Annotated in this window: 21 protein-coding genes; 17 read left to right on the top strand and 4 right to left on the bottom strand. The window is 73.3% G+C overall.

What is annotated here, in order from left to right:
- Positions 1 to 192 precede the first annotated feature (192 nt).
- From AC6JBM_RS26800 to AC6JBM_RS26730, 15 genes are all read left to right on the top strand, one after another.
- On the top strand, positions 193 to 1,182 hold the full coding sequence (locus AC6JBM_RS26800) for a D-2-hydroxyacid dehydrogenase (RefSeq protein ID WP_497986324.1): 990 nt from the start codon (positions 193 to 195) through the stop codon (positions 1,180 to 1,182).
- Between the two features lie 9 nt (positions 1,183 to 1,191).
- Entirely contained in the window at positions 1,192 to 2,097 is a 906-nt protein-coding gene (locus AC6JBM_RS26795; protein WP_497986323.1) for a dihydrodipicolinate synthase family protein, read from the top strand.
- Positions 2,094 to 2,864, top strand: a complete 771-nt coding sequence (locus AC6JBM_RS26790) for an SDR family oxidoreductase (protein WP_497986322.1) — start codon at positions 2,094 to 2,096, stop codon at positions 2,862 to 2,864. The genes AC6JBM_RS26795 and AC6JBM_RS26790 overlap by 4 nt, the downstream gene beginning before the upstream one ends.
- Complete coding sequence (locus AC6JBM_RS26785; protein ID WP_497986321.1) at positions 2,861 to 4,000, top strand: pyridoxal phosphate-dependent aminotransferase; 1,140 nt, start codon at positions 2,861 to 2,863, stop codon at positions 3,998 to 4,000. Before AC6JBM_RS26790 ends, AC6JBM_RS26785 begins: the two co-directional genes overlap by 4 nt.
- A gap of 15 nt (positions 4,001 to 4,015) precedes the next feature.
- Positions 4,016 to 5,641 carry an ABC transporter substrate-binding protein gene (locus AC6JBM_RS26780; RefSeq protein ID WP_497986320.1) on the top strand — a complete coding sequence of 542 codons (1,626 nt, stop codon included), beginning with the start codon at positions 4,016 to 4,018 and terminating at the stop codon, positions 5,639 to 5,641.
- Between the two features lie 63 nt (positions 5,642 to 5,704).
- Complete coding sequence (locus tag AC6JBM_RS26775) at positions 5,705 to 6,682, top strand: ABC transporter ATP-binding protein (RefSeq protein WP_497986319.1); 978 nt, start codon at positions 5,705 to 5,707, stop codon at positions 6,680 to 6,682.
- Positions 6,675 to 7,490: an ATP-binding cassette domain-containing protein gene (locus tag AC6JBM_RS26770; RefSeq protein WP_497986318.1), complete on the top strand. Its 816-nt coding sequence runs from the start codon at positions 6,675 to 6,677 to the stop codon at positions 7,488 to 7,490. The genes AC6JBM_RS26775 and AC6JBM_RS26770 overlap by 8 nt, the downstream gene beginning before the upstream one ends.
- Positions 7,474 to 8,373 (top strand): ABC transporter permease, encoded by a 900-nt coding sequence (locus tag AC6JBM_RS26765; RefSeq protein ID WP_497986317.1) that lies wholly within the window; start codon positions 7,474 to 7,476, stop codon positions 8,371 to 8,373. Before AC6JBM_RS26770 ends, AC6JBM_RS26765 begins: the two co-directional genes overlap by 17 nt.
- Before the next feature lie 90 nt (positions 8,374 to 8,463).
- Positions 8,464 to 9,390 (top strand): ABC transporter permease, encoded by a 927-nt coding sequence (locus AC6JBM_RS26760; protein WP_497986316.1) that lies wholly within the window; start codon positions 8,464 to 8,466, stop codon positions 9,388 to 9,390.
- Positions 9,391 to 9,416: 26 nt separating this feature from the next.
- A complete protein-coding gene (locus AC6JBM_RS26755; protein WP_497986315.1) occupies positions 9,417 to 10,544 on the top strand; it encodes a Gfo/Idh/MocA family protein in 1,128 nt (375 codons plus the stop codon).
- Positions 10,541 to 12,007: a TldD/PmbA family protein gene (locus AC6JBM_RS26750; RefSeq protein WP_497986314.1), complete on the top strand. Its 1,467-nt coding sequence runs from the start codon at positions 10,541 to 10,543 to the stop codon at positions 12,005 to 12,007. Before AC6JBM_RS26755 ends, AC6JBM_RS26750 begins: the two co-directional genes overlap by 4 nt.
- Entirely contained in the window at positions 12,007 to 13,362 is a 1,356-nt protein-coding gene (locus AC6JBM_RS26745) for a TldD/PmbA family protein (RefSeq protein WP_497986313.1), read from the top strand. Before AC6JBM_RS26750 ends, AC6JBM_RS26745 begins: the two co-directional genes overlap by 1 nt.
- Positions 13,359 to 14,219 (top strand): DUF4438 family protein, encoded by an 861-nt coding sequence (locus AC6JBM_RS26740; protein WP_497986312.1) that lies wholly within the window; start codon positions 13,359 to 13,361, stop codon positions 14,217 to 14,219. The genes AC6JBM_RS26745 and AC6JBM_RS26740 overlap by 4 nt, the downstream gene beginning before the upstream one ends.
- A gap of 2 nt (positions 14,220 to 14,221) precedes the next feature.
- The gene (locus AC6JBM_RS26735; RefSeq protein WP_497986311.1) at positions 14,222 to 15,019 is read left to right on the top strand and encodes a DUF4438 family protein; all 798 of its coding nucleotides are present in this window, start codon (positions 14,222 to 14,224) and stop codon (positions 15,017 to 15,019) included.
- Positions 15,016 to 15,696, top strand: a complete 681-nt coding sequence (locus AC6JBM_RS26730; protein WP_350613020.1) for a GntR family transcriptional regulator — start codon at positions 15,016 to 15,018, stop codon at positions 15,694 to 15,696. Before AC6JBM_RS26735 ends, AC6JBM_RS26730 begins: the two co-directional genes overlap by 4 nt.
- On the opposite strand, the gene AC6JBM_RS26725 is transcribed toward AC6JBM_RS26730, so the two are convergent.
- On the bottom strand, positions 15,693 to 16,721 hold the full coding sequence (locus tag AC6JBM_RS26725; RefSeq protein ID WP_497986310.1) for an aldo/keto reductase: 1,029 nt from the start codon (positions 16,719 to 16,721) through the stop codon (positions 15,693 to 15,695). The two genes, AC6JBM_RS26730 and AC6JBM_RS26725, sit on opposite strands and share 4 nt — an antisense overlap.
- Positions 16,722 to 16,796: 75 nt before the next feature.
- On the opposite strand from AC6JBM_RS26725, the gene AC6JBM_RS26720 reads away from it, so the two are divergent.
- Positions 16,797 to 17,369 carry a TetR/AcrR family transcriptional regulator gene (locus AC6JBM_RS26720; RefSeq protein WP_497986309.1) on the top strand — a complete coding sequence of 191 codons (573 nt, stop codon included), beginning with the start codon at positions 16,797 to 16,799 and terminating at the stop codon, positions 17,367 to 17,369.
- Here AC6JBM_RS26720 and AC6JBM_RS26715 read toward each other — a convergent pair.
- Positions 17,329 to 17,943 carry an alpha/beta hydrolase gene (locus AC6JBM_RS26715; protein WP_497986308.1) on the bottom strand — a complete coding sequence of 205 codons (615 nt, stop codon included), beginning with the start codon at positions 17,941 to 17,943 and terminating at the stop codon, positions 17,329 to 17,331. The two genes, AC6JBM_RS26720 and AC6JBM_RS26715, sit on opposite strands and share 41 nt — an antisense overlap.
- 182 nt (positions 17,944 to 18,125) lie before the next feature.
- Here AC6JBM_RS26715 and AC6JBM_RS26710 point away from each other — a divergent pair, with 182 nt between their 5' ends.
- Complete coding sequence (locus AC6JBM_RS26710; protein ID WP_497986307.1) at positions 18,126 to 18,563, top strand: response regulator; 438 nt, start codon at positions 18,126 to 18,128, stop codon at positions 18,561 to 18,563.
- Positions 18,564 to 18,568: 5 nt separating this feature from the next.
- Here the strand turns inward: AC6JBM_RS26710 and AC6JBM_RS26705 are convergent, their stop codons facing one another.
- Positions 18,569 to 18,904 carry an STAS domain-containing protein gene (locus AC6JBM_RS26705; protein ID WP_497986306.1) on the bottom strand — a complete coding sequence of 112 codons (336 nt, stop codon included), beginning with the start codon at positions 18,902 to 18,904 and terminating at the stop codon, positions 18,569 to 18,571.
- 88 nt (positions 18,905 to 18,992) lie between these two features.
- Positions 18,993 to 20,267: a YbiU family protein gene (locus tag AC6JBM_RS26700; RefSeq protein ID WP_497986305.1), complete on the bottom strand. Its 1,275-nt coding sequence runs from the start codon at positions 20,265 to 20,267 to the stop codon at positions 18,993 to 18,995.
- Between the last annotated feature and the right edge of the window lie 39 nt (positions 20,268 to 20,306).

Genomic DNA, 20,306 nt, shown 5'->3' with positions numbered 1-20,306 from the left:
AGTGCGTTCATCTTGGTCGATGAATGCCCGACACGCCAGGACTAATCCCCAACATGTCCGCTCCAAGTGCTCAACCCGTCTTATGCAGCTATTTCGCGACATAAACCCCCGGGCAAGATGGATCATGTAAAGAGCTGGTAACAGGTGAAAGTCGGTTGTCGACAATCAGCCGTCGACCGTTAAGGTTCTCGCATGCCCCAGCCCGCGGTGCTCATCGCCACCTACCTGGAGCCCGAGCACGTCGGCCGCATCGCGGCGGCGGCCCCGGGCGTCGAGGTCCTGTACGAGCCGGAACTCCTGCCGATCCCGCGGTACCGCTGCGACCACACCGGCACCCCGCGCACCCTCGGCGCGGCCGGGAACGCCCGCTGGGAGCGGATGCTGGCGGGGGCCGACATCGCCTTCGACTTCGACTGGCAGGACCCGGCCCGGCTGGCGCAGCGCGCGCCGAAGCTGCGCTGGGTGCAGGCCACCAGCGCCGGCATCGGCGGCTTCGTGCAGCGCACCGGCCTGGAGCGGACCGGCATCACGTTCACGACCGCGGCCGGCATCCACGCCGTGCCGCTGGCCGAGTTCGCGGTCACCGGCGCGCTGTACTTCGTCAAGGGCGTCCCCGAGCTGCGCCGCCGCCAGGCCGCCCACCGCTGGGAGCGCTACACCACCGCCCAGCTCGCCGGCCGCACGGTCACCGTCGTCGGCCTCGGCGGCATGGGGCGGCAGGTCGCCCGCTCCTTCGAGGCCCTCGGCTGCACCGTCGTCGGCCTCGGCCGCGACCGCATCGCCGAGCTGGACGAGGTGCTGCCCTCCACCGACGTCCTGGTGCTGTGCTGCCCGCTCACCCCGCAGACCGAGGGGCTGATCGGCGCGAAGCAGCTCGAGCGGCTGCCCGAGGGCGCGATCCTCGTGAACATCTCGCGCGGCCCGGTCCTCGACGAGCCCGCGCTGATCGAGGCGCTGGCCGGCGACCGGCTCGCCGGGGCCGCGCTGGACGTGTTCGCGACCGAGCCGCTGCCGGCCGAGTCGCCGCTGTGGGGCCTGGACAACGTGCTCGTCTCCCCGCACTCCGCGTCCACGGTCGCGACCGAGAACGCGGCCATCACCGACCTGTTCTGCGACAACCTGCGCCGTTACCTGGCCGGGGAGCCGCTGCGCAACCTCTACCACCGCGACCGCGGCTACTGAAGGAGCGGCATGCTCAGGGGAACCTGGTACATCAGCCCGACGCCGTTCACCGGGGCGGGCGACGTCGACACCGAGAGCCTCGGGCGGATCGTCGCCGCCGCGGCGAGCTGGGGCGTCGACGGCATCACGATCCTCGGCGTCATGGGCGAGGCGGCCGACCTCACCGCCGCCGAGCGCGAGACCGTGCTGAGCACCGTCGCCGAGGCGGCCCGGGGCACGGTGCCGTTCGCCGTCGGCTGCTCGGCGCCGTCCGCGGCCGTCGTCGCGGGCAACGCGCGGCGCGCGGTCGCGGCGGGCGCGGCCGCGGTGATGATCTCCGCGCCGCCGCTGCTCAAGGACACCGACCAGATCGCCGCCTTCTACAAGGCCGCCACCGCGAACCTGACCGTGCCGGTGATCGTGCAGGACGAGCCGGCCGCGACCGGCGTGACGCTGCCCGTCTCCGCGCTGCTGGCCGCGCTGGACGCGAGCGGCAGCACCGTGGTGAAGCTCGAGGACCCGCCGACCCCGCCGAAGATCGGCCGGCTGCTGGCCCAGCGGCCCGGGCTCACCGTGTTCGGCGGGCTCGGGGGCGTCAGCGCGTACTCCGAGCTGCGCCGCGGCGCCGCCGGCACGATGACCGGATTCGCGTACCCCGAGATCCTGCGCGCGATCCGGCTCGCCTTCGAGGCCGGGGACACCGCGGCCGCGGCCCGGATCAACGACCGGTTCCTGCCGTACCTCGTCTTCGAGGGCCAGGTCCGCGTCGGCCTCGCCATCCGCAAGGAGGTGCTGCGCCGCCGGGGCGTCCTCGCGACCGCCCGCACCCGCGCGCTGAACCCGCTGCCGGACGAGGCCACCCTGGCCGAGCTCGACGACGTCCTCGCCCGCGTCGGCCTGACGCCCTCGATCGACCCGTTCGAGGTGACCGCGTGACGGCCGTCGTCGGCGGGGCGAGCTCCGGCCTCGGCGCGGCCATCGCCCACGAGCTCGCCCGGCGCGGCCACGACCTGCTGCTGTGGTCCCGCGGCAAGGAGCGCCTCGACCTCGTCGCCGCCGAGCTGCGCGCCCGGCACGGCGTCGCCGCGCACACGCTCAGCGCCGACGCCGGCGACCCGGCCGCCGCGCAGGCCGTCGCCGCGGCCGCCCTCGACCGGCTCGGCCACGTCGACGTGCTCGTGCTCAACGCCGGCGGCCCGCCGCCCGCGCCCGCCGACGCCACCGACGCCGACGGCTGGCGGGCCGCGCTGCAGCTGCTCACCGTGACGCCGATCGACCTCGCCACCCGGCTCCTGCCCGGCATGCGCGAGCGCGGGTCCGGGCGCGTCGTCGCCGTGCTGTCGTCAGGGGTCCGGGAGCCGCTGCCCGACCTGTCCTACTCCAACGGCGGCCGGGCCGCGCTGACGGCCTGGCTCAAGACCGTCGGGCGGCTCGTGGCCGGCGACGGCGTCACCGTCAACGGGGTCGTCCCCGGCCGCATCGACACCGAGCGGGTCGCGGCCATCGACGCGGCCCGGGCGAGGCGCACCGGCGCCGACGCCGCCGACGTGCGGGCGGCGGCGATGGCCGACATCCCGGCCAGGCGCTACGGGCGGCCGGAGGAGTTCGCGGCCGTCGTCGGCTTCCTGTCGTCCCCGGAGGCGTCGTACGTCACCGCGAGCCTGCTGTCCTGCGACGGCGGGCTGATGCGGAGCCTGACGTGATCGCGGCGGAGGTCGCGGGCACCGCGGCGTCGGGCATCCGGGCCATCGCGAACGCCGCCTGGGCCGTCCCCGGCGCGATCCGCCTCGAGCTCGGCGAGCCCGACTTCGCCACCCCGGAGCACATCGTCGCGGCCGCGCACGCCGCCGCGCTCGCCGGGCACGCCCGCTACGGCCCGAGCGCCGGGCTGCCCGTGCTGCGCGAGGCGGTCGTGGCCAAGCTCGCCCGGGACAACGCCCTCGACGGCGTGACCCCGGACCGGGTCGTGGTCGGCGCGGGCGGCGTGGGCGCACTCTTCGCCGCCTACCGCACCCTGCTCGGCGCCGGCGACGAGATCCTGGTGCCGGACCCGGGCTGGACCAACTTCTCGACCCTGGCCACCATGCTCGGCGCGGTCCCGCGCGGCTACCGGCTCGACCCGGCGGCCGGGCACACGCCCGACTACGAGCACCTCGACGCCCTGTGCGGGCCGCGCACCCGCGCGATCCTCGTCAACTCCCCGTCCAACCCGGTCGGCTACCAGTGGGACGCGCAGCAGCTGGCGGCGGTGGGGCAGTGGGCCGCGCGGCGCGGGCTGGTCGTCGTCTCCGACGAGTGCTACGACCAGCTGTGGCTGGACCGGCCGGCGGTCACCTTCGCCGCGGCCGCGCCCGAGGTGCCCTCCATCACCGTGTACTCGCTGTCGAAGAGCTACGCGATGACCGGGTGGCGGGTCGGGTACGCGGTCACCACGCCCGAGCTCGCGGCCGGCCTGGCCCGGGTGCAGGAGGCGACCGCGTCCTGCGTCAACACCGTGGCCCAGCACGCGGCGGTGGCCGCCCTGACCGGCGACCAGACGCCGGTGGCGGCCATGCGCAACGCCTACCGCGAACGCCGCGACACCGCGCTGCGCACCGCACAGGACCTGGGGCTGTCCGCCACCCGCCCGGCGGGCGCCTTCTACCTGTGGCTCAAGACCGACGTCTCCCCAGTGGACCTCCTGCACCGGACCGGCACCGCGGTTGCGCCCGGCACCGCGTTCGGCGCGCAGGGAGCCGGCCACGTCCGGCTCTCCCTCGCGGCGGCTCCGGACGACATCGTCCGTGGCCTGACGAACATCGCAGCATCCCCATCCCCCCAGAAATCCCCCCAGAAGTAGACGAAGGAGGCTCGGATGCCTTCCACACGGAGAATCGTCCTGGCGGCGCTCACGGCCGGCGCGGTCGCGCTGACCGCGGCCTGCGGCGGCGACGCCGCCACGAACGCCACCCCCGGCGCCGGCGGCAGCGAGCAGGCCCGCTACGGCGGCACCATGACCGTGGCCTACCAGAGCGACCCCAAGACCTTCGACCCGGCGGTGTGCTACGACGCCACCTGCTGGAACAACATGCGCATGCTGTACGACCGGCTCTACGACTACGTCGGCGACACCATGAACATCGAGCCGCAGGCCGCGACCGCGCTGCCCGAGGTGAGCGCGGACGGGCTGACGTACAGCATCAAGATCCGTCCCGGCATGACCTTCAGCGACGGCAAGCCGGTCACGGCCAAGGACTTCGCCTACTCCTTCACCCGGATCCTCGACCCGGCCACCAAGTCGCCGGTGCAGAGCTTCTGGACCGGGGTCGCCGGCGCCGCGGACTACGCGAAGAACCCCAGCGGCACGTTCGCGGGCATCACCGCGACCGACGACACCACGCTGCAGATCAAGCTCACCGCGCCGAACAGCTCGTTCAAGTACGTCCTGGCGATGCCGCACGCGTCGGTCATCGAGACCGGCAGCGCGGGCAAGCCGGTCGGCTCCGGCCCGTTCGTGATGGACCACTTCACGCCCGGCCAGGAGATCGTGGTCAACCGCAACCCGAAGTACTGGGACGCGCCGAAGCCCTACGTCGACAAGGTCGTGGAGAAGCTCGGCGTCGACCCGCACGTGCAGCTGCTGTCGCTGCAGAAGGGCTCCATCGACCTGATGGGCGACCCGATCCCGGCCGCGGACTACCTGAGCGTCTCCAACGACGCCGCGCTCAAGCCGCAGATCAAGACGATCGTGAAGCCCTCGACGTACTACGTCACCATGAACACGCAGATGGCGCCGTTCGACAACCCGAAGGTGCGCGAGGCGGTCTCCTACGCCTTCGACCGCAGCTTCCTGCTCAAGCTCGTCGCCGGCCAGGGCACCGTGGCCAACGAGTACCTGCCGCCGGGCATCACCGGCTACACCAAGGAGAAGCTCGTCCACGACCAGGACATCGCCAAGGCCAAGCAGCTGCTGGCCGAGGCCGGGTTCCCAAACGGCTTCTCGACCACGATGTACTCCTGGAACACCTCGCCCTGGACCGCGCTGCTGCCCCAGCTGCAGCAGGACCTCGGCAAGATCGGCATCACCGTCGACGCCAAGCCGATCCAGCAGAGCGCCTTCTTCGACCTCGCCGGCACGCCGGGCAAGGCGCCGATGACGCTCACCTTCTGGGTCGCCGACTACCCCGACGCCAGCGACTTCTACCAGGCGCTGCTGTCCTGCGCGGCGGCGATCCCGAACGGGCAGAACTACCCGTTCTACTGCAACAAGAACGTCGACGACCTGGTCAACCAGGCGCTCGCGGCCAAGGACACCGACTCGGCCAACGCGATCTACGCCCAGGCCACCAAGGCGATGCTCGCCGACAACCCGGTCGTGCCGCTCTACTACGGCTCCAAGACCGAGGTCTTCGGCAAGACCGTGGGCGGCTACCACTCGCAGCCGATCTGGGGCTGGGACATGACCAACTACTGGAAGACGACGGGCACGGCCAGCCGCTGACGCGGTGCTCCCGCCCGGGGGCTCGCACGAGCCGCCGGGCGGGACCTAGCTGAGGACATTGATGTGACGACACTGCTTGAGGTCGACGACCTGACCGTCGACTTCGAACGCGACGGGGAGCGCTCCGCCGCCGTGCGCGGCGTCTCGTTCGCCGTGGAAGCGGGCGAGCGGGTCGGCATCGTCGGCGAGTCCGGCTCCGGCAAGTCCGTGACCGCGCAGGCGGTGATGCGGCTGCTGCCCCAGACCGCCGGCGTCGGCGGGCGGATCGCCTTCGACGGCCACGACGTGCTCGCCTTCGACGCCAAGCGGCTCGCGAGCTGGCGCGGGGCCGACATCGCCATGGTCTTCCAGGACCCGATGTCGAGCCTCAACCCGCTGCTGCGGGTCGGCACCCAGCTCGCCGAGGGGCTGCGTCACCACCGGGGGCTGGGCAAGGCGGCCGCGCGGGACGAGGCGGCCCGGCTGCTGCGCACCGTGGGCATCGGCGACGCCGAGCGGCGGCTGCGGGAGTACCCGCACGCGTTCAGCGGCGGCATGCGCCAGCGCGTGTGCATCGCCATCGCGGCCGCGTGCACGCCGCGGCTGATCGTCGCCGACGAGCCGACCACCGCGCTCGACGTCACCGTGCAGGCCCAGGTGCTCGACCTGCTCGACGAGCTCACCGACCGCCACGGCACGGCGACCATCCTCATCAGCCACGACCTCGGCGTCGTGTCGGGCTTCTGCGACCGGATCCTCATCATGTACGCCGGGCGCGTCGTCGAGTCCGGCCCGACCGACGAGATCGTGGCCCGCCCGACCCACCCCTACACGCGGGCGCTGCTGGAGTCCATCCCGCGGCTGCGCGGCCCGCTGCCCCGGCGGCTGCCCACGATTCCCGGCGCCCCGCCGTTCGGCGACGTGCCGGCCGGGTCGTGCGCGTTCGCCGACCGCTGCCCGCGCGTGCAGGACCTGTGCCGCACCACGGATCCCGCCCTGCGGCCGACCGGCCCGGGCGTCACCGCCGCGTGTCACTTTCCGCTGGAGGGTGAGCATGTCTGAACCCGCCGTGGACGTCCGCGACCTGACCGTCGCCTATCGCAAGCGGGGAACCGGCTGGCGCCCGGAGCACCTGCTCGCGGTCGACGCCGTCAGCTTCGCCATCGCACCGGGGCGCACCCTCGGCCTGGCCGGGGAGTCCGGCTCCGGCAAGAGCAGCGTCGCCCGGGCCCTCATGCGGGTCGTCGAGCCGAGCGCCGGCTCGGTGCGCATCGGCGGCCAGGAGGTCACCAAGCTGCGCGGCACCGCGCTGCGCCGGTTCCGCCGGCACATGCAGATGGTGTTCCAGGACCCCTACGACTCGCTCAACCCGCGGCTCACCGTCGGCGAGAACGTCGCCGAGGCCCTGACCGCCGCGGGCGTCGCCCGCCCCGACCACACCGCCCGCGTCCGCGAGCTGTTCGGGCGGGTCGGGCTGCCGTCCGGGTTCACCGGCCGCTACCCGCACCAGCTCTCCGGCGGTCAGCGGCAGCGGGTCTCCATCGCCCGCGCGCTCGCGGTCGGCCCGCAGGTGCTGGTCTGCGACGAGGCGGTGTCGGCCCTGGACGTCTCGGTCCGGGCCCAGATCCTCAACCTGCTCAAGGACCTGCAGGAGGCCGACGGGCTGGCCTACCTGTTCATCTCGCACGACATGTCGACGCTGCGGTTCATGGCCGACGACATCGCGATCATGCGGGGCGGCCGGATCGTGGAGACCGGCGCGAGCGAGGCCGTCTTCGCCGATCCGTCGCACGAGTACACCCGCGCGCTGATCGCCGCGATCCCCGAGCCCGGCTCCGGAAGGAGGCAACGCCGTGACCGTACCCGTTGAAGTCGGCACCGAGGTCGCCGCGCCCGGGTTCTGGCGGCGGGCCCGGCGCAGCCTGCGCCACGACTGGCCGGCGCTGGTCTCGATCACGCTGCTCGTCCTGCTCGCCCTGGCCGCGATCCTGGCGCCGCTGCTGGCCCCGCACCCGCCGCTGGCCACCTACCCGGAGGGGCTCGAGGTCACCGGCGCGCCGGTCGGCCCCGGCGGCGGCTTCCCGCTCGGCGCCGACCCCAACGGCCGCGACGTGCTGTCCCGGCTGCTCTACGGCGCCCGGGTCTCGCTCGTCATCGGCATCCTCGCCAATGGCCTCGCGACCGTCCTCGGTGTGCTCGTCGGGCTGATCGCCGGCTACCTCGGCGGCTGGGCCGAGACCGTGCTCATGCGGATCACCGACGTCGTGATGTCGTTCCCGATCCTGCTGTTCTGCATCGCGCTGATCTCGGTGACGGGCCCCAGCGCCCGCAACGTCGTCGTGGTCATCGCGCTCATCTACTGGACCGCGCTGGCCCGCATCATCCGCAGCCTCGTGCTGTCGCTCAAGGAACGCGAGTTCGTCGTGGCCGCGCGGACCCTGGGCCTGTCGCACTGGAGGATCATGCGCAAGCACCTCTTCCCGCACCTCGTGCCGACGATCATCGTCTACGCCACCCTCGGCGTGGCCTCGTCGATCCTCATCGAGGCGTCGCTGTCGTTCCTCGGCGTCGGCGTGCCCGTGCCCGACCCCTCCTGGGGCCAGATGATCGAGCAGGGCAAGGAGTACTTCCAGATCGCGCCCTGGCTGCTCTTCGCCCCCGGCGTGTGCCTGCTGCTGACCGTCCTGTCGTTCAACCTCGCCGGCGACTGGCTGCGCGACCTGCTCGACCCGACCGCACCGGAGCGTCGCTGACATGAGTGGTTCGAAGCGAAGCGGAGAGGCCGCTCATCAATGTTGCGGCGTGGGGCTCAGGCCGGCGCCGGAGCCTGCGGAGGTGCCGGCATGAGCCGCTTCCTGCTGCGCCGCCTGCCCCAGGCGATCGTCGTGCTCTTCGGCGTCGTCACCCTGGCCTTCTTCATGACCCACGTGGTGCCCGGCGACCCGGCCCGGCTCATCGCCGGCCCCAACGCCAGCCCCGCCACCGTCGCCTCCATCCACGCCCAGCTCGGCCTGGACCGCGGCCTCGGCTACCAGTACTGGACGTATCTGCGCCAGGTGCTGCACGGCGACCTCGGCGTCAGCTACGCCCTGCAGGGCACGTCCGTCGGCGACGCCATCTGGCGGGCGCTGCCGGTCAGCGCGGCCGTGGCCCTGCTCGGCGTGCTGTTCGAGGTGCTGCTCGGCGTCCCCGCCGGGATCGTGGCCGCCTACCGGCCCAAGGGCCTGCTGGACCGCGCGGTGACGCTCGCGTCGCTGGTCGGGCTGTCCGCCCCGCCGTTCTGGCTCGGGCTGCTGCTGCTCTACGCCCTCGCCTACAAGTCCAGCGTCTTCCCGCTGAGCGGGTACGAGTCGCCGTACCTCAACTACCTGATCCTGCCCGCCTTCACCCTCGGGCTCGGCGGCGCGGCCTGGTACGCCCGCCTCACCCGCACCAACATGCTGGAGGCGCTGCGCAGCCCCTACGTGCAGACGGCCCGGGCCAAGGGCATGCCGGAGCGGGTCGTGCTGCTGCGCCACTGCCTGCGCAACGTCCTCAGCCCGCTGCTGACCATGCTCGGCATGGACCTCGGCTACTTCCTCGGCGGCGTCGTCGTCATCGAGTCCGTCTTCGGCCTGCCGGGCATCGGCAAGCTCACCTTCGACGCCATCGGCACCCTCGACATCCCGATGATCACCGGCGCGGTCCTCTTCGCCGCGTTCTTCATCGTCGTCATGAACCTGCTCGTCGACCTCGCCTACGCCGCCATCGACCCCCGCGTCCGGCGCTAGTACAACCCCCTGGAAAGGACCACCCCATGAGCGACAAGCTCCGCGTCGCCGTCGTCGGCTCGGGCCGCTGGGCCCAGCGCGCGCACATCCCCGGCTGGCAGCGCGACCCGCGCGCCGAGGTCGTCGCGATCGCCGACACCGACCCGGCGACCGTGGCCGAGGCCGGCGAGAGGTTCGGCGTGGCCAAGCGCGTCACCGACTACCGCGAGCTGCTCGACGACCCGGGCATCGACGTGATCGACGTGGCCACCGCCAACCGGGCCCACTTCGAGATCTCCGCCGCGGCGCTGGACGCCGGCAAGCACGTGCTGTGCGAGAAGCCGGTGCACCACGACTACCGCCAGACCCGGGCGCTGTCGGAGCTGGCCCGCGCCAAGGGGCTCAAGACCAAGCTGGGCTTCACGTTCCGCTACGCGCCGGCGATCCAGTACGCCAAGCACCTCATCGACACCGGCTTCGTCGGGCAGCCGTACGTCTTCAACGGCTACGAGCAGAACAGCCAGTGGATCGACCCGGCCACCCCGATGCGCCAGGTCGACCCCGACGCCGACCCGGCCGTCATCGCCACCTCGTCGATCGAGGGCTACGGCGCCCCGATCATCGACATCATGCACTGGTGGGCCGGCACCGACCTGCAGTCGGTCGTCGGCACCATGCGCAACTTCGTGCCCGAGCGCATGGTCCGCGACACCGGCCTCATGCAGCGGCTCAACATCGACGACGGCGACATGTGGATCGCCGAGTTCGGGGGCGGGCTGCTCGCCTCGATCCAGTCCTCGTACGTGACCGTCGGCAACTTCCCCGGCATCGAGGCGCGCATCTACGGCTCCGAGGGCGCCATCATCGTGCGGCTGGTCGAGGAGTTCGGCATCTGCCAGACCATCAAGACCGCGACCCGGCACGAGGTCGAGTTCGTCGAGCGGGAGATCCCGCAGGAGTTCTTCCCCGAGGGCGGGCACTCCCGCGAGGACTGGGACTTCCTGTTCTACTCGAACCTCTGCGCCGACTTCACCACCGAGATCCTCTCCGGCGGCCCGCGCAACCAGGGCGACTTCGGCCAGGGCGCGCTCGTGCAGGAGACCATCAACGCGTTCGAGCGCTCCTTCCGCACCCGCTCCTGGGTGAACCTGCCGCTGACTGAGGACGCGGCATGAGCTGGGGTTCCCTCGGCGACGACGCCGTCGCCGCCCGCGTGCTCGACTCGGCCCTGGCCGCCGTGTCCGGCCGCGTCCAGTTCGCCGACGCCCGCCTCATCGAGGCCGAGGAGCTGCGGTCGTACGTCCAGAAGGGCTCCGACCCCGACGAGCGGATCGAGCAGAACATCGGCATCGGGGTCCGCGTGCTCGTGGACGGGCAGTGGGGGTTCGCCGCCCGTCCCCTCGCCGAGGAGTCCGACGCGGCCGCGGCCGCGGCCCAGGCCCACCGGGTCGCCGTCGCCCTGGCCGGCAGCGGCAAGCCGACCGACCTGCCGCCGCGGGAGCCGGCCGGCGGCCGCTACGAGACCGTCGTCGAGCAGGACCCGTTCGCGGTCTCGTCCGCCCAGCGCCAGGAGCTCCTCGCCGCCTGGCTGGCCGCCGCGACGGCGCCCGCCGAGGTGGCCGCGGCCCAGGCCGGGATCAACGCCAAGCGGCAGCACCGGCACTACGCCGACACCGAGGGCTCCCGCCAGCACCAGCACTTCACCGAGACCGGCGCGATGCTCATGGTCACCGCGAGCGGCCACGGCGACGTGCAGCGGCGCAGCTACCCGAACTCGTTCCACGGCAACACCGCGGCGGGCGGGTGGGAGTACCTCGCCTCGCTGCGCATGCTCGACAACGCCGCCCGGGTCGGGGAGGAGGCCGTCGCCCTGCTCACCGCGCCGGTCGCCCCCGCCGGGCACGCCGACGTCGTCATCGGCGCCCAGCAGGTCTCGCTGCAGATCCACGAGTCGTGCGGGCACGCGCTCGAGCTCGACCGGATGCTCGGCGACGAGGCCAACTACGCCGGCACCTCGTTCATCAAGCCGGGCGACGTGGGCTCGCTGCGGTACGGCTCCCCGGCCGTCACCATCACGTCCGACCCGACGGTGCCGGGCACCCGCGGCAGCTTCGCCTTCGACGACGAGGGCACCCCGGCCCGGGCCAGCCACCTGATCGAGGCCGGCATCGTGCGCAACACGCTGTCGAACCGCGACTCGGCCGCCCGCGCCGGGCTCGCCCTCACCGGCGCCGCCCGCTCCGACGGCTGGGCCTACCTGCCGGTCTGCTTCGCCACCCACGTGTTCCTGCAGCCCGGCGACGGCGGCAGCCTCGACGAGCTGCTGGCGCGCATGGGCGACGGCTACTACATCGACGACAACCGCAGCTGGTCGATCGACAACCAGCGGCTCAACTTCCAGTTCGGCACCGAGGTCGCCTACGAGGTCAAGGGCGGGCGGCGTGGCCGGCTGCTGAAGAACTTCTCCTACGGCGGCGTCACCCCGCGGTTCTGGGGCTCGGTCGAGGCGGTGGCCGGCCCGTCGGAGTTCCGCGCGTTCGGCTACCCGTGCGGCAAGGGCGAGCCGAAGCAGTGGGGCTTCCTCAGCCACGGCGCCGCGCCGATGCTCGTGCGCAACCTGCAGATCGGAGTGGCGTGATGACCGCGATCGTCGACCCGGACCGGCTCCTGGCCGCGCTGGAAACAGCATCCCGCGGCGCCGATGCCGACGCCGTGGAGATCGCGCTGCTGGGCAAGGCGGGGGAGTACACCCGCTTCGCCGGCGGCCGCGTGCACCAGCCGCAGGACATCACCGAGACGCAGTTCACGGTCCGGGCCCTGGTGGACGGGCACGCCGCGCGCGCCGCGACCGGGGTGCTCGGCGGCCTCGAGACCGCCGTGGCCCGCGCCGCCGAGCTGGCCCGCGCCATCGCCGAGAGCGCCGGGCGGCCGGGTGTCGCGACCGTCGCCGAGCCCGCCGAGGCCCCGAAGCTGCAGCTGTGGCACGAGGACACCGCCGCGTTCGACGCCGGGGCGCGGGCCGGTCTGGCCGCGTTCACGATGGGCGAGGCGGAGCGGGCCGGCGGGCACGCGGCCGGGATGTTCGGCCGGGCCGTCACCCAGCTCGCCGTCGTCAACAGCGCCGGCGTCGCCCACCACACCCTCGCCACCGAGGCGATCGGGAGCCTGACCGCCACCGTCGAGGAGGGCACCTCGCACTGGATCGACCTGCACCGCTCGGCCGCCGCCCTGGCCGCCGAGGAGTCGGTGCGGCGCACGGTCCGCGAGGCGGTCGCCGGGCGCGGCCGGGGCCCGCTGCCCGACGGGCACCACACCGTCGTGCTCGGCCCGCAGGCCGCCGGTGAGCTGCTGGGCTTCCTGGAGGCGTTCGGCTTCTCCGGCGAGCTGGCCGCGGCCGGGGTCGGGCTCGTCGCGAACCGGGCCGGGGAGAAGGTGGCGTCCGCGCTGGTGACCGTCGCCGACGACGCCACCGCGCCCTACGGGCTGCCGATCGGCTTCGACCTGGAGGGCACCCCGAAGTCGCGGGTGCCGCTGCTGACCGGCGGGGTCGTCGGCGCCGCCGTCACCGACCTGGCCAGCGCGCGGGCGCTCGGCTCGGCCCCGACCGGGCACGCGCACGTGGCCCGCGAGGAGCCGCCGAGCCCGGTCGCCGCGAACATCGTGCTGAGCCCGGGCGAGCACACCGACGAGGAGCTGATCGCCGGCGTCGAGCGCGGCGTGTACGTGCAGCGCTTCTGGTACACCCGGCTCGTCGACCGGGTGGCGGGCACGATCACCGGGGTCAGCCGCGACGGCTGCTTCCTGATCGAGAACGGGCGCCTCGCCGCGCCCGTCGCCGGGGCCCGGTTCACCCACTCGGTCCTCGACCTGCTCGCGACCGTCGACGGCGTCGGCCGTACCGTGCGATCGCAACCGGTCATGAACGTGTGGAACGGTGCCGTGAGCGCACCGGCGCTGCGCGGCCACGGGTTCCGCTTCGGAGCGGCCAAGTGAGCGGCGTCCGGACGAACCGCGAGCGGCTCGTCACGCAGATCCTCGCCGGGGAGGTCTGGCCGGCCCTCGCCGACCGGCACGGCTACCGCGTCGACGCCGACGGCACCCCGTTCCTGCTGCCCGGCATGGGCGGGGTCACCCTGGGCGCGCACGTCGGCGACCCCGCGACCGGCTACGCCGCCGACCACCTGGAGCCGGGCCTGTCGGTGCGGGCCGCCGACCCCGGCGCCAACATGGCCCTGCAGTTCCTCTCCTGCGTCGGCAACACGGTCACGGTGCGCAGCGGCCCGGCGGCCGGGGCCACGGGACGGGTGATCGGGCAGCACGCCTACGTCCTGGTCGACATGCCGGAGGCGGCGCTGGAACAGGTCAGCTCCGGCGACCGGGTCAGCGTCGCCGCCACCGGCCAGGGCCTGAAGCTCGCCGACCACCCGGCGATCGTGGCCAAGAACCTCGACCCGGCCCTGCTCGACGCCCTGCCGATCGCCACCCGCGCCGACGGGCGGCTCGAGGTCGGGGTCGCCGCCCGGGTGCCCGCCGCCGCGGTCGGGGCCGGCGCCGGCATGGTGTCGGAGTTCGCCAACACCGATCTGATGGGCGCCTACGCCGGGCAGGGCGAGGACCTCTCGCTGGGGCTGGAGTCGCTGCGCATCGGCGACCTCGTCGTGCTGGCCGACCAGGACCACCGCTTCGGGCGCGGGTTCCGGCCGGGGTACCTCACCATCGGCGTCATCAGCACGGGCCACTGCCGCCTCTTCGGCCACGGCCCCGGGCCCAGCACCATCCTCAGCGGGCCCGCGGAGGCGTTCGCGATCGTCGACGACGCGGACGCGAACCTTTCACTGTTGGGAGTTTGACTGTGAGCACGGTCGCCATGAACCTGACGGGGGCGGTGGAGACCCCGACGATGGGGTCCTCGCCCTACCTCGTCGACGCCGACGGCGCCCCGTACGTGCCGATCGGCTCCTCGGGCGTGGTGCTCGGGGTCCGCCTCGGCGACGGGGTCTTCGACCACGACGCCGACCACGCGGCCCCGGGCGTCACCCTCGAGCACCGCGACCAGGCCGCCCGGCACGCGCTGACCGCGTTCGCGTGCCTGGGCAACGAGGCCGTCGTGCGCACCGGCGCCGCCGCCGGCGCCCGCGGGACGGTGCTCGGCAAGCGCGGCGAGGAGGGCCGGGTCATCGTGCTCTTCCCCGACGAGGTCCTGGCGCAGCTGCTGCCCGGGGACGCCGTCGCGGTGCGCGCCCACGGGCAGGGCGCGACGCTGCCGGGGCTCACGGTGCTCAACACCGACCCGCGGATGCTGCCCCGGCTCGCGCTCCCGCTCGGCGTGCGCGGGATCGTCCCCTCGTCCGTCGTCGGCAACGGCATCGGCCGCCCGGCCCAGATGTGGGACCTCGACCTGCAGGAGGTGCCGCCCGGGCTGCGGCTCGGCGACTTCGTGGCCGTGGACGACCTCGACGTGCGCCACAACGCCGGCTACCGGCGGGGCTGGCGCACGGTGGGCGTGATCGTGCACGGCGGCAGCCCGCTGCCCGGCCACGGCCCCGGCCTGATGCCGCTGCTCTGCGGCCCGGCGGCGGATCTGCCCGTGCACGCCGACGGCGACCAGCACCTCGGCCTGCGGGCCGACGACCTAGACTTCCGGCCATGACCGACCCCGGATCGTTCCTGCACCGGTCGCTGCCCGAGGCGGTGTACCTGGTCCTGCGGCGCAAGATCCTCAACAACGAGTACGCCGCCGGGCAGCGCCTCGTCGAGGCCCCGCTGGCCGAGGAGCTCGGGGTCAGCCGCTCGACCGTCCGCGAGGCGCTGCGCCAGCTCAGCGTCGACGGCCTCGTGGACATCTCGCCGCGGCGGCACAGCGTCGTGACGCGGATGTCCTACGAGGACATTCGCGACGCCTGCTATGCCCGCTTCGTCCTGGAGGCCGGCGCGGTGCGCTGCATCACCGGCAACCGGGACGACGTCCTCGGCCGCATGCAGCAGGTGGTGGACAGGATGGCGGACACCGCCGCCGACGGCGACGTCGCCACCATGATCGACCTCGACACCGAGTTCCACGGCTGCATCATCGACGCCGCGGGCAAGCAGCGCCTCGCCGTGCTGTGGCGCACCCTGGACGCCCAGATGGGCGCCCTCATGCGCTCGTCGATCGACCGGCAGCACATCGGCCTGGACGAGGCCGTGCGCCGCCACCAGTACGTGATCGACGTGTTCCGGGTCGGCTCGGGCGACGAGATCGTGGCGATGCTGGAGGACCACTACCTCGGCGCCGTGGACAGCATGGCCGAGGCGGGCGTCCTGGAGGGGAAGGCCACCGGCACCTAGGCCGCCGCGCGGTCGCCCGACGCGCGGCGGCGCAGCGCAGTCTGCTGCATCTGCGGCGGGTTGTAGGCCATGTCGAGGCGGCCCACGTCGGTGCCGGGCGCGACGACGGCGTCGATCTCGTCCAGGATCGCGTCGTCGAGGGCGACCTCGGCCCCGGCGAGCAGGTCGTCGAGCTGCTCCATGGTGCGCGGGCCGATGATGGCCGAGGTGACGCCGGGGTGGGCGACGGCGAAGGCCATGGCGAGGTGGGTCAGCGACAGCCCGGCCCGCTCGGCGAGCGGGACGAGCCGCTCGACGGCGTCGAGGCGGCGCTCGTCGCGGTAGTGCTGGAACGGCAGGTTGCTGCGGTGGGTGCCGGCCTGCTGTCCCTTGCGGAACCGGCCGGTGAGCATGCCCTGGGCCAGGGGGCTCCAGACCAGCGTGCCCATGCCGTAGCGCTGGGCGACGGGCAGGATCTCGCGCTCGATGCCGCGGTCGAGGATGGAGTACGGCGGCTGCTCGGTGCGGTACCGCTCCAGCCCCCGCCGCTCGGCCGCCCACTGCGCCTCGACGATCGCGGAGGCCGGGAACGTCGACGAGCCGATCGCCCGGACCTTGCCGCTGCGCACGAGGTCGGTGAGCGCGGACAGCGTCTCCTCGATGTCGACGGTCGGGTCGAGGCGGTGCACCTGGTAGAGGTCGATGTAGTCGGTCCGCAGCCGCCGCAGCGAGTGCTCGACCTCGGCCATGATCCAGCGGCGCGAGGTGCCGCGCCGGTTCGGGTCGTCGCCCATGGCCCCGTTGACCTTCGTGGCGAGCACGACGTCCTCGCGCCGGCCCCGCAGCGCCTTGCCCACGATCTGCTCGGACTCGCCGCGGGAGTACACGTCCGCGGTGTCGATGAAGTTGATGCCCGCGTCCAGCGCCCTGTGGATGATCCGGATCGAGTCCTCGTGGTCGGGGTTGCCGATGGCGCCGAACATCATGGCGCCCAGGCAGTAGGGGCTGACCTGGATGCCGGTGCGGCCGAGCGTGCGGTAGCGCATGCTGCGCCTCCTTGCGTACGATGAGCAAAGCGGAACGCTTTATCAGTTACTACGATACGGAACGTCTTCTCACTTATGCAACCGACACCCGGCAAGCGCGTGCGCGCCGACGCCCAGCGCAACTTCGACGCGCTGGTCGAGGCGGCCCGCGAGGTCTTCAAGTCCTCCGGCGTCGACGCCCCGGTGCGCGAGATCGCGACCCGGGCCGGGGTCGGCCTGGCCACCTTCTACCGCCACTTCCCGGAGCGCTCCGACCTGGTGACGGCGGTCTTCCGGCACGAGGTCGACGCGTGCGCCGACACCGCGGCCGTGCTCGCCGCCGAGCACCCGCCGCTTCCGGCCCTCGTGCGGTGGCTGCACCGCTACACCGGGTTCGTGAGCGCGAAGCGCGGCCTCTACGCGGCCCTGCACTCCGGCGACCCGGCGTTCGAGCCGCTGCCGCTGTACTTCCGCGAGCGCTTCGAGCCGGCCCTCACCGGGCTGCTGGCCGCCGCGGCCGAGGCGGGCGAGATCCGGGCCGACGCCGAGCCCATGCACATCCTGCACGCCATCTCGCGCCTGTGCACCGGCGTGCACCCGGACGCCGACCGGTACATGGTCGACCTGCTTATCGACGGCCTGCGCTTCGGGGCCGGGTCCAGGGACTGACGAACTCGCGCACGATCCGGTTCCAGGTGCGCCAGTGCCGCAGCATCGCGTGACCCCCGCCGGGGACCGGGACGAACCGGGCGCCGTGCGCGACCACGAACCGGCGCGACGCCGCCGGGTCGGTGATCCGGTCGCGGTCGCCGTGCGCGACGAGCAGCGGCAAATCCGCCGGCACGGGCAGGTCCTGGTCGGGCGGCTCGATCCAGGGCGCGAGCGCGCAGACGCCGCCGACGCCCGGCTCGGTCGCCGCGTGCAGGGCCACCCGGCCGCCCATCGAGTGCCCGACCAGGACCACCGGCACCCCCGGGTGACGCCGGGCGGCCTCGGCCAGGGCCCAGCGGGCGTCGGCGACCGGGTGCCGCTCGGGCTCGTTCCAGCCCCGCAGCCGGTACCGCAGCCGCCACACGGCCACGCCCGGCCCCGCCACCGCCCGGCCGAACGGGAGCATCCGCAGGTAGGCGACCCCGTAGCGCCGGGCCGCGGCCGTGCTGTCCGCGTTGCCCCCGGGCAGGAGCAGGACCAGCACGCGGGGTTCGGCGGCGCCGCGGACGCTCAGGTGGGGCTCGCTGCTCATGCCGCTGATTCGACACCATGCGACCCCCGGCCGGGCAGGACTCGGGTCACATCCCCATCCGGCGGGTGGCGGGGCGGAGCCGGCTCCTTCCCCTACCTCCCGGATAGAGTTTGCCGCTGTGCAAGGGGTCCGCGTTTGCCGTACAGTTCGGCCGACCCCCGCTCGGTGAAAGGACCGCCGCCATGCCGAACGCCGACCGCGCCGCGACCATCCTCCTCGTCGAGGACGATCCGGGCGACGAGCTCATGGCGCGCGAGGCCTTCGAGGACGACGCGCTCTCCAGCGACCTGCACGTGGCGCGGGACGGGCAGGAGGCGCTCGACTTCCTCTACCGGCGCGGCCGCCACGCATCGGCGCCGCGCCCCGACTTCATCCTGCTCGACCTGAACCTGCCCCGCGTGGACGGCCGGCAGGTGCTGCGGCAGGTCAAGTCGGACGCGGCGGTGGCGAGCATCCCCGTGGTGGTGCTGACGACCTCGAGCGCGGTCGAGGACGTGGTCGCCTGCTACGGTTCGCACTCGAACGCGTACATCACGAAGCCGTCCGGCTACGACGAGTTCGTGGACGTGGTGCGCCAGATCAACCAGTTCTGGATGGACACCGCGCGCCTGCCGTCCTGACGGCCTCAGCTCTCGATGGTCAGGATCGCGTCGAGGCCGGTCAGGGCGAAGACGCGGGAGAGGGTCGTGTTCGGGGCGCGGACCACGAAGCGGCGGCCCTCGCGCCCCGCGTGCTTGTGCGCGCGGACCAGGGCCGCCACGCCGGAGGAGTCGCAGTAGGCCAGGCCGCTCAGGTCGGCGACCAGGGTGGCCGCGCCCGACTCGAACGCGCCGGTCACGGCCTCGCCGAAGCGCTCGATCGAGGTGTAGTCGAGGGCACCCGCCACCGACAGCACGACACCGTCGGGCCCCGTGCCGGCCGTGATCGTCAGCCCCGAACCGGAACGCCTGTCACCATTCATGAGGAGGGCAGCGTAACCCGGGCCGGGGCGTCCCGCAGCTTGGGCGGTTGCGTGCCGGTTTGTGCCCCCGAATCCCCGGGAACGCCGGTCAGTCCGTCAGCCCCAGACCCCGACGGCCGGTGGCGTTGAGCTGCTGCGGCGAAAAGCGGTCCGGCCAGGCGCGCTCGTAGTGCTCCTCGGGGAAGTCGCCCGGGCTGGAGCCGGTCGCGAAGGCGTCGCGGACGCTCGCCGCGTAGCGCTCGTTGCGGCCGCACCAGGGGGCCGCGGGGATGTACATGACGTTGCCCCAGCCGCGCTGGTGCCGCACCGGCGCCACGCTGTGGATCATGTCGCAGTGCCACCACACCGAGTCGCCGGCCCGGACGTCGGGGATGCCGGCCTGGGCGCGCAGGAGCAGCGCGTGCCAGCGCTCGGACGCCGGGAACACCTGGTTGACGGTGACCCCGCACATGTCGTCCTCGGGGACGTCGCCGAGCACGGGGCGCAGCATGAGGTACGCCATCGCCGCTGGGATCGGCACCGTGTGCAGCACGCCCTGGTCGTGGTCCATGTCGGACAGCGCCGTCCAGCCCTGGAACGTGCGGAAGGCCGAGCACATCGTCGAGCCCGGGTACTGCGGGCCGTCCGTGCGGTAGGCCGCGTCCCACGGGTCGTACCGCTCGACGCTGCCGTCGAAGAGGTGCCGGAACGCGCGCTGGTACGCCTCGGTCATCCACAGGTCGAGCGTGCCCGGGTCGAGGTGCGTGCCGAGCCCGCCCGAGTCCGCGCCCTCGGGCCGCCGCCGGATCCGGTCGGGGTAGAGCGAGTCGCGGTCGGGGTCGAACCAGACCTGCCCCTCCGAGTCGTACTTCCACTGCCGGTTGAGCAGCGCCTGCACGGTCGCCATCCGCTCGCTCTGCCGCGCCTCCATCTGCGCCGGCGACCAGTAGATCGGGTAGATCTCGGGCCGCGACCCGACGGTGCCGAAGAAGTCGTCCCCGGGCCCGCGGTAGTGCTCGAAGAACGCGTTGCGCTCGACGTACTCGACGATGCCGCGGTCCCACCCGAGTGCCTGCTCCCGCTCGAAGTGCCCCCGCACGACGAGGCACCCGCGCCGCTTGAGCAGGTCGAGCTGCTCCGGCGGCACGGTGCCGGCGGCGATGTCCGCGTAGTCGATCACGGGCCACACCTGCTCGCCGTTCTTGAGCGCGGCCTCGATCTGCTCGACCTCGGCCTCGATGCGCCGCTCGAGGACGGCGAACACCTCCTCGACCGTGCGCCCGGAGGCCGCGATGCGGGCGCGGATGGCCCGCTTGATCTCGCGGATCGCGCCCGGCAGGTCGGCCGGGGTCTCCTCCCAGTGCGGCAGCGCGGGTGCGGACACGGCGGGCTCCTTCTAGTCAGGTCTCCTTATTTGTAAAGC

It is taken from the genome of Dactylosporangium thailandense (assembly GCF_059739745.1).
The sequence above is the reverse complement of the archived record's forward strand: the minus strand, read 5'-3'. Positions and strand labels throughout refer to the sequence as shown.

What these genes read in the sequence shown, in the direction of transcription:
- AC6JBM_RS26800 (WP_497986324.1), top strand. Translation starts at nt 193, where the DNA reads ATGCCCCAGCCCGCGGTGCTCATCGCCACCTACCTGGAGCCCGAGCAC.
- AC6JBM_RS26795 (WP_497986323.1), top strand. Translation starts at nt 1,192, where the DNA reads ATGCTCAGGGGAACCTGGTACATCAGCCCGACGCCGTTCACCGGGGCG.
- AC6JBM_RS26780 (WP_497986320.1), top strand. Translation starts at nt 4,016, where the DNA reads ATGCCTTCCACACGGAGAATCGTCCTGGCGGCGCTCACGGCCGGCGCG.
- AC6JBM_RS26770 (WP_497986318.1), top strand. Translation starts at nt 6,675, where the DNA reads ATGTCTGAACCCGCCGTGGACGTCCGCGACCTGACCGTCGCCTATCGC.
- AC6JBM_RS26760 (WP_497986316.1), top strand. Translation starts at nt 8,464, where the DNA reads ATGAGCCGCTTCCTGCTGCGCCGCCTGCCCCAGGCGATCGTCGTGCTC.
- AC6JBM_RS26755 (WP_497986315.1), top strand. Translation starts at nt 9,417, where the DNA reads ATGAGCGACAAGCTCCGCGTCGCCGTCGTCGGCTCGGGCCGCTGGGCC.
- AC6JBM_RS26750 (WP_497986314.1), top strand. Translation starts at nt 10,541, where the DNA reads ATGAGCTGGGGTTCCCTCGGCGACGACGCCGTCGCCGCCCGCGTGCTC.
- AC6JBM_RS26745 (WP_497986313.1), top strand. Translation starts at nt 12,007, where the DNA reads ATGACCGCGATCGTCGACCCGGACCGGCTCCTGGCCGCGCTGGAAACA.
- AC6JBM_RS26730 (WP_350613020.1), top strand. Translation starts at nt 15,016, where the DNA reads ATGACCGACCCCGGATCGTTCCTGCACCGGTCGCTGCCCGAGGCGGTG.
- AC6JBM_RS26725 (WP_497986310.1), bottom strand. Translation starts at nt 16,721, where the DNA reads ATGCGCTACCGCACGCTCGGCCGCACCGGCATCCAGGTCAGCCCCTAC.
- AC6JBM_RS26720 (WP_497986309.1), top strand. Translation starts at nt 16,797, where the DNA reads ATGCAACCGACACCCGGCAAGCGCGTGCGCGCCGACGCCCAGCGCAAC.
- AC6JBM_RS26715 (WP_497986308.1), bottom strand. Translation starts at nt 17,943, where the DNA reads ATGAGCAGCGAGCCCCACCTGAGCGTCCGCGGCGCCGCCGAACCCCGC.
- AC6JBM_RS26710 (WP_497986307.1), top strand. Translation starts at nt 18,126, where the DNA reads ATGCCGAACGCCGACCGCGCCGCGACCATCCTCCTCGTCGAGGACGAT.
- AC6JBM_RS26705 (WP_497986306.1), bottom strand. Translation starts at nt 18,904, where the DNA reads ATGAATGGTGACAGGCGTTCCGGTTCGGGGCTGACGATCACGGCCGGC.